At 73.4% G+C, this 6770-nt stretch carries 4 protein-coding genes; 1 reads left to right on the top strand and 3 read right to left on the bottom strand.

Annotated features, from left to right (window positions below):
- Nucleotides 1-877: DUF362 domain-containing protein (locus LLG88_03980; GenBank protein ID MCE5246067.1), on the bottom strand; the 877-nt coding region annotated here is incomplete at its 3' end.
- 315 nt (nucleotides 878-1192) lie between these two features.
- Between LLG88_03980 and LLG88_03975 the strand changes: the two genes are divergently transcribed.
- Nucleotides 1193-3790: an HNH endonuclease gene (locus LLG88_03975; GenBank protein ID MCE5246066.1), complete on the top strand. Its 2598-nt coding sequence runs from the start codon at nucleotides 1193-1195 to the stop codon at nucleotides 3788-3790.
- A gap of 19 nt (nucleotides 3791-3809) precedes the next feature.
- Here LLG88_03975 and LLG88_03970 read toward each other — a convergent pair whose 3' ends face one another.
- Nucleotides 3810-5165, bottom strand: a complete 1356-nt coding sequence (locus tag LLG88_03970) for an outer membrane protein transport protein (protein MCE5246065.1) — start codon at nucleotides 5163-5165, stop codon at nucleotides 3810-3812.
- A gap of 189 nt (nucleotides 5166-5354) precedes the next feature.
- Nucleotides 5355-6704, bottom strand: a complete 1350-nt coding sequence (locus LLG88_03965; GenBank protein MCE5246064.1) for an outer membrane protein transport protein — start codon at nucleotides 6702-6704, stop codon at nucleotides 5355-5357.
- Nucleotides 6705-6770 lie beyond the last annotated feature (66 nt).

The raw sequence follows: 6770 nt of genomic DNA, 5'->3' as shown, positions 1-6770 counted from the left end.
GATCCTGCGCCCACGAGGCCAGCGCGAGCACCGGGTTCGAGCGCGGGAACTCGTCGCCTCCCTCGCGCGGGTCGCCGCGGCGATGGTGCGCGAGGCAGTCCTTGTGCTCGACCGTCCCGACGCACCCTTTGACCGCGAGCGTCGCGCCGACCTTGGAGTGCGTCTTGATCTTCGGCACGCTGATCACGAGGTCGGCCGCGAGCGGCGCCGGGTGCAGGAGGTAGAGATGGCGGCCGCGGCCGTGGCACGCCTCGGTGCGGCGATGGTCGTAGTCGGCGACGCGGAAGTGCGCCCCCGGCGGCAACTCGTCGAGCGCGCTGTCGGCGCCGAGGTCGACGGCGACGGGGGTGGGCGCGTCGGGGTTCGGGGCGCCGGTGAGCCGGCCGTTCCAGCGGAGGCGGGCGATCCAGCCGCGCAGATCGACGAGCTCGACCTGCGGCGCGACGGGCGTTGCGCGTGCGGCGTCGGCCGTTGCGTGGGCGCCGTCGTCGGTCGATGCGGCGAGCGCGGCGGCGAGGCCGGTGTCGGCGATCACGCGCTCCCACACGCAGCTCTGGATCGGCGCGCAGCCGACGAGGACGCGGCCGGCGGGGCCGACGGCGCGGCGCGCGAGCGCGACGATCGCCGCGACGAGCGGGCCGTCGGTGCACTTGGCGCGGAACTGCGCGGCCGTTTCGCGCGGGAGCCGATGCTGCACGAGGTTGGGGAGGACGAAGACCGTCCCGCCCGGACGCACGTAGGCCCCGAACGGATTCCAGTCGGGGCGATCGGCATGCGGCGCGTCGAGGCCGGCTTGGCGCAAGAGATCGCGGAGCGCCGCTTCATCGTGATCCGAGGAGTGGATCGCTTCGGGGCGGCGCAGCGACGAGATCGGCACGATGCGCTCCTTGCGGGAGAGGTCCCGCGCGGGGCGCGGTGCGGCAGCGAAGCCGGGCCGCGCGACGCGGCGCAAAGCATAGCAGCGGCGTCGCAGGGGCGCGCGAAAGTGCCGCGGCGGGCGGGCGTCTTCGATGAGCGGAAGGCGAAAGCCGCGGCCGGCGTGAACGGCGTCCCGCCTTTGGCCGAAAGATCGCTAACGCCATCCGCTACAACTACTTCCCGCATTTGAGAGGAAAACGACGGCGCCCGCAAAACTCCGCTGGCTCCCGCCGCGAGACGAAAGTATATATAGGCGAAGATCATCGCGGGAGGGATGAGCGTCATGGCCGCGTGGGTTCGCGCCGCCCATCAAGCGCCGCACGACGCGCGTTTCGCGGTGACGCCGCGGGGCGGCTCGTTCGGCGGTGCGGGGCGCGCGGCCGGGCGCGCGGAAGATCCGCCGCACGAAGTGTCGGGCGAATTCGGCGCCGCGTCGGCGACGCCCCTCTCGGAAGCGGAACGCGCGGATCTTCGCGAGGCGCGCCGCGAAGCGCAGCTTCGCCGTCTCGCGCGGCAGGGCTCGACGAACTGGGCGGCGCTGGACCGCCTGGCGGTGCAGGCCGCGCGGCTGCAAGGGCGGCTCGTCCTGCCGCTCGGCCGCTGCGCGGCGCGCCTGCGCGAGCGGCGGGGCTGGACGGAACTCGGCTACCGCGGCGCGGCGGATTTCGCGCGCGAAACGTGCGGGCGCTCGGGGCGCTGGCTGCTCGACGCGGCCGCGCTCGGCGACGCCGCGGAGCGCTGGCCGTCGCTCAAGTCGGCCCTCGCCGGCGAAGACGGCCGCCCGCCGCTCGGCGCCGTTGGGGCGCTGCTCATCTCGCGCGTCGCGGAGGACGCGACGGTCGACGTCTGGATTGCGGAGGCGCGAAGGCTGCCGGCGCGCGCGCTGCGCGACGCCGTCAACGCCGCGCGCCTTCGCGCCCGCAAGGCGGGCGACGACGCGAAGGCGGGCGAGGACGTGAAGGCGGCCGAGGAGGTGAGGGCGAACGAGGACGTGAAGGCTGGCGACGACGAGGCGCCGGGCAGCGCGCGCTTGCCGGAGGGGAACTCGGCCGACGCCGCGCAGAGCGGCGCGGGCGAGGCCGCACTCGACGAGGCGACGGCGTGGGACGAAGACCCCGCGTCGTTCGACCCCGCGGCGCGCGTCCTGCTCGAGCTGTCCGTTCCGGCGCCGATCGTGGACGCCTTCGAGGCCGGCTTCGAACTCCACCGCCGCGTCGAAGGGGGAGACGTCTCGCGCACCTCGTTCGTCGAGGCGCTCTGCGCGGAACACGAAGCGGGGGCTTGCGCGCGTCTCGGCCGCGGCGCCGACGGTGGGGCCGACGGCGACGACGCGGGGCGCGCCGCGGCCGTCGCGGATCTCGACGCCGAACGGCGCCGGCCGCCGGGCGACGACGCGTTGCTGCGCGTCATGCGGCGCGGCCTCGGGCCGACGCTCGCGGAACTTGAACGCCGCCTCGAGCGGATCGCCGCGGGCGCGCGGCTCGAAGACGAGGCGGCGCGGCGCGGCGCCGCGGACGCGCCGGAAGACGAAGACGTCGCCGCCGCGCGCCGCACACTCGACGCGGCGCGGCTGCTCTGCGACGCGGCCGGCGCGCGCGACGCGTCCACGCCGGAACTCGCGCAGGAACTCCTCCGCCTCGTCCGCCTCTCCGACGAGCTGCGCCGTCTTCTCGGCGAACTGCTCGCCGCGATGCGCGGGAAGTGCCAGTGGCGGGTCCACGGCTACTCGGACCTGGGGCACTACGCGGAATCACGCCTCGGCGTGGCCCGCTCCACCGCGAACCGGCTCGCGTACGTCGCGGGCGCGGCCGAGCGGCTGCCGGTCCTCGGCGAAGAATTCGAGGCGGGGGATATCGGCTTCGAGAAGATCGCGCTGCTCGCGGAGTGGTTCGGCGTGCGGCGCCTGCCGCGCGAAGAACAACGCCGCTGGGTCGGCGAGGCGGGCGCGGTCACCTGCAAGCGGCTGCGCGACGAGCTCCGCGAGTGCCGCCGGCGCGCGGGGCTGCGCCGCGATGGTCCGCTGTCCGACGCGGAGTGGCGCGCGTCGCGGGCGGTGCGCCCGGGCGCGGTGGTGGAGGAGATGATCTCCCTCGGCCACGCCGCGCTCGCGTCGGTGGACGACGACGTCGTTCGCCTGCGCCTCCCGCGCGGCCTCGCGGAACGCTTCCTCGCGGCGTTGTCGGAGGCGACGCTGCTCCGGCTGCGCGGCGACGCGCACGCCGCGGCCGCCGCTTGCCGCGCCGTCGCGGACGGGGTCGGCGGCGCCGCCGCGTCCGCGGGACCTGGCCAGCCGTTTTCCATCGCGCTGCGCGCGGCCATCGGCGAGGACGCGTCCCGCGTCATGAACCCGGGACTTGGCCAGCCGTTTTCCGTCGCGTTGCGCGCGGTCATCAACGAGGACGCGTCCCGCGCGACGGCCTCAGGACCTGGCCAGCCGTTTTCCGTCGTCGGAACCTCGCGGACGGGGCGCGAACCCCTCCTTTCCGCGGGCTCGCGCGGGGCGGCCGCGAAGATCTGGGTCGGCCTGCTCGCTCTTCTCTGCGAATACGCGTCGGAATGGGATCCGGCGAAGGCGGGGCGTCGCCGGCGGCGCGAGCCGGTGCTGGACCGCGACGGCTGGCGCTGCACCGCTCCGGGCTGCACCGCGCGCGCCAACCTCGAGAAGCATCACGTCCGGTACCGCTCGCAGGGCGGCGCGGACGATCCGTCGAACCTCACCACGCTCTGCCGCTTCCACCATCAGGCCGGCGAGCACGGCGCGCTGCTGAAGGTCCGCGGCCGCGCCCCGGACCGGCTGCGCTTCGGGCTCGGCCGCGACGGGCTGGGCGGCCTGTTCGCGGACGAGCGCCGGCTGCGGCGCGGCCGCCCGTGAGGACGCGGCGATGCGCCCTTCAGAACCGATAGCCGATCGACATCCCGACGAGGTCGACGCGCGTGTGGTAGGTGCCGAGGCGCGAGACCTCTTCGAGCAACGACCCGGCGGGGTTCATGTCCGCGGCGCCGACCGTCGTGTCCTTCCCCGTGACGTAGAGGTAGTAGGCGTCCAGCGTGAGCTTGCCGAACCTCCCGCCGTAGCCGATCGAGATGCCGATGCGGTCGCTGTCCGGAATCGACGGACGGAGCGTGCTCAGCGGCACCGGCGAGGTCTCGTAGTAGATCCCGGCGCGCAGTTGGTGGCGGTCGCCGAGGTTGTAGGCGCCGCCGAGACGGTAGGAGGTCGCGTCGGACCAGTTCTCCGGGATCGGCTCGTCGGGGAGCGCGGGCGTGTTGTTCTCGAAGTCGAGCGGGATGCTGTCGAAGTGGCCCCAGGCGATGCGGCGCAGGTCGAATTCGGCTTCCCACCTGCGGCCGGCGTAGGCGACGCCGACGCCGTAGGTCGCTGGCAGCTTGATCGTCCCGTGGGCCGGGCCGCTCGGCAGCAGCAGCGCGATCCGATCGGCGATCGGGCCGGGAACGGCGACGGCCGGCGTGATGTTGACCTTCCCGTCCGCCTGCACGTCGGACTTGCTGCGGTAGACCGCGCCGAACGACCAGCCGCCCGCGCCCTTCCACATCAGGCCGCCGTTGTAGCTCCACTCGGTTCCCTTGGCGCTCGCGTTCAGCAGGTACTCGTAGGCGCCGAAGCCCGCCACGGGAACGACGACGCGGCGGCTGTAGTCCCGCAAGTCCGCCTTGGTGCAGTCGAGCCCGATCGACGCCGCCCAGCCGCCGCCGAGACGCGCCGCGCCGTTGAAGCTGTAGACGTACGTCCGCAACTCGGTCAGCCAGGACACGAAGCGCGTGTCGGCCGAAGGGTCGGTCCAGTCGGTCTTGAGGCCGAACGGCGTGGTCACGGCGAGCCCGAGCGCGAACGGCGTGCCGGCGAGCGGGTGCGCGTAGTAGAAGTGAACCGGCGTGCCGACGTGGGACTTGAGGCTCGTCTCCTCGCCGTTGAAGCGCGCGTCGTAGGGGGGCGGGACGGCTTGCCGCGCGGCCGGGTCGGGCGTGAACGAAATCCGTCCCACGAAGACGCCGGAGAAGCCGCCGAGGGCCTGCGGCCGGTCGAGGAAGGCGATCCCGGCCGGGTTGAAGTACATGGCCGAAGCGTCGTCGGCGCGGGCGATGAAGGCGCCGGCCTCCGAGGAGGCCTTCGCCCCCTGCTCGAGGACGTGGTAGCCCGAGGCGGAGGCCTGAGGCGCGGCGAGGAGGGCGACGGCGAACGCGACGGCGAGCGCCGGAAGCGCCCCGAGTCGGCAGGGCAAAGGCATGTTGTGGTTCCTCCCGTCCCACCCGGGAGGGCGGAACCGCTTGACGGACGCGGGCCGAGTCGTCGGCCCGCTGACCCCAGTCAGGCGATTATCGACGGGCCGCCTTCCGCGCGCCAGTCGTTTCTGCGGCAAAAGCGCAGAAAGCTGACCGCGGCCGAAAGGGCCGCGACCCGCGCCCCGTCGCGCGCGTCAGAAGCGGTAGCCGATCGAGAACCCGACCAAGTCCACGCGCGTGTGGTACGTGCCGAGCCGCGAGGCCTCCTCGAGCAGCGAGCCGGAGAGGTCGGCGTCGGCGGCGGTCACGGTCGTCGTCTTGCCGCTGATGTAGAGGTAGTAGGCGTCCAGCGTGAACTTCCCGAACTTCCCGCCGTAGCCGAGCGAGACGCCCGTGCGGTCGCTGTCCGGGATCGACGGGCGCAGCGTGCTCAGCGGGATCGGCGACGTCTCGTAGTAGACGCCGGCGCGAAGCTGGTGGCGCGGGCTCAAGTTGTAGGCGCCGCCGAGGCGGTACGACGTCGCGTCGCTCCAGTTCTCGGCGACGGTCTGGTCGGGGAGCATCGGCGTGTTCTGCTCGAGGTCGAGCGGGATCGAGTCGAAGTGGCTCCACGCGATGCGCCGCACGTCCAACTCCGCCTCCCACCGCGGGTCGCCGGTGTAGGCGACGCCGACGCCGTAGACCGCGGGGAGCTTCAACGTTCCGCTCGCCGCGCTGCTCGGCAGCATCTTGCGGATCTGCGCGTCGATCGGCGCCGGGACGGCGCCCGCGGGCGTGATGCTGACGCCGCCCTCGGCGTTGATGTCGAACTTGCTGCGGTAGACGGCGCCGAACGACCAGCCGTGCGCCCCCTTCCACATCAGGCCGGCGTCGAAGCCCCACTTGTTCCCCTTGCCGTTGGCGTTCATGTCGTACTCGAAGGCCCCGACGCCCGAAACCGGGACGAGGATGCGCCGGCTGTAGTCCTCGAGGTCGGCCTTGGCGTAGTCGAGGCCGATCGACGCGGCCCAGCCGCCGCCGAGGCGCGCGGCGCCGTTGAAGCTGTAGACGAACGTCCGCAGGTCGGTGAGCCACGAAGCGAAGCGCGTGTCGGCCGCGGGGTCGGACCAGTCGGTCTTCAGGCCGAACGGCGTCGTGACCGCGAGGCCGACGGCGAACGGCGTGCCCTGCAGCGGCTGCGCGTAGTAGAAGTGGATCGGCGTGCCGACGTGCTCGTTCATGCTCCGCTCGCCGCCGTTGAAGAGCGCGTTGTACGGAGCGGGGATGATCCCTTTGCGCACGTCCTGGTCGGGCGTGAAGGAGATCCGGCCGAGGTAGACGCCGGAGAAGCCGCCCAGCGTCCGTGGGCCGTCGAAGAACGCGATGCCGGCCGGGTTGAAGTACAGGGCCGAGGCGTCGTCGGCCCGGGCGATGAACGCGCCCCCTTCGGCGGACGACTTGGCGCCCTGCTCGAGGATGTGGAACCCCGAGGCCTGGGCGTGAGGCGCGGCGAGGGTCGCGACGACGAGCGCGAAGGGCGCCCAGCGCAGGAACGACGACGGCATACTGTTGTCTCCCGCCCCGCCTTGGGGACGGGGCCATCGGAAAGGCGCAAGCGCCGACCGCGGTCA

The organism is bacterium (assembly GCA_021372775.1).
Lineage (GTDB): Bacteria > Acidobacteriota > Polarisedimenticolia > J045 > J045 > JAJFTU01.
Note: the sequence above shows the minus strand (reverse complement) of the source record. Positions and strands in the feature narration are given on the sequence as shown.

Excerpts from the sequence above, each read along its gene's own strand:
- LLG88_03965 (MCE5246064.1), bottom strand. The coding sequence starts at position 6,704 with ATGCCGTCGTCGTTCCTGCGCTGGGCGCCCTTCGCGCTCGTCGTCGCG.
- LLG88_03970 (MCE5246065.1), bottom strand. The coding sequence starts at position 5,165 with ATGCCTTTGCCCTGCCGACTCGGGGCGCTTCCGGCGCTCGCCGTCGCG.
- LLG88_03975 (MCE5246066.1), top strand. The coding sequence starts at position 1,193 with ATGAGCGTCATGGCCGCGTGGGTTCGCGCCGCCCATCAAGCGCCGCAC.